This window comes from Streptomyces milbemycinicus (assembly GCF_002154605.1).
Taxonomy (GTDB): Bacteria; Actinomycetota; Actinomycetes; order Streptomycetales; family Streptomycetaceae; genus Streptomyces; species Streptomyces milbemycinicus.
This window is the reverse complement of the sequence record NZ_MUNE01001312.1, coordinates 1-760: the sequence shown is the minus strand read 5'-3', so window position 1 is coordinate 760 and position 760 is coordinate 1. Positions and strand designations below refer to the sequence as shown.

The following is a 760-nucleotide window of genomic DNA, read 5'->3' as shown; positions in this document are numbered from 1 at the left end:
GATCAGCGACCGCCCAGCCGAAGCAGACGACCGAGCCGTGCCCGGCCACTGGGAAGGCGACCTCATCATCGGCAAAAACAGCGGCTCGGCGATCGGCACCCTCGTCGAACGCAGCACCCGCTACGTGATGCTCCTCCACCTGCCCACCGACCACACCGCGGCCAGCGTCCGAGACGCCCTGACGGAGGCCGCACACAGGCTGCCACCGCACCTCAAGCGGTCCCTGACCTGGGACCAGGGCTCCGAAATGGCCGCCCATCACAGCTACACCATCGCCACGGACATTCCGGTCTACTTCTGCGACCCGGCAAGCCCCTGGCAGCGCGGCTCCAACGAAAACACCAACGGCCTGCTCCGGCAGTACTTCCCGAAGGGAACCGACCTGTCCGTCCACAGCCGCGAACACCTGGACGCCGTTGCCGCCCAGCTCAACGGCCGCCCACGCAAAACGCTCGGCTGGGAAACCCCAGCCGAGCGTCTGCATAAACTGCTCACCGTCTGACACAACCGATCGTGTGTTGCGACGATCCCTAGAATCCGCCCATGCTGGTCATGTCCCAGTGCATCCGGGCCACATCGACCCCGAACTCGCCGATCGCCCGCGCCCCAACCGTGCCCGCGATGTGCTCCAGGTGCGGAGCGATCGCATCCAGCGCCCGGGCCAGACGATCATCGTTGAGCAGACCGGGCTCGATCCCGAAGACCTCCTCCACCGCCCAGCACCTGGCCCAGTCCTCCACCCGCACCAACGGCGCGGGCG

Annotated in this window: 1 protein-coding gene and 1 pseudogene; one reads left to right on the top strand and one right to left on the bottom strand. The window is 67.4% G+C overall.

Translation table 11 applies throughout. The features are described 5' to 3' along the window. Positions 1 to 502: IS30 family transposase (locus tag CCN51_RS52810; RefSeq protein ID WP_107426342.1), on the top strand; the 502-nt coding region annotated here is incomplete at its 5' end. Positions 503 to 530: 28 nt separating this feature from the next. Here CCN51_RS52810 and CCN51_RS52805 read toward each other — a convergent pair. Next, positions 531 to 760 (bottom strand): annotated as a pseudogene (locus tag CCN51_RS52805) (DUF4277 domain-containing protein); the annotation flags it as partial.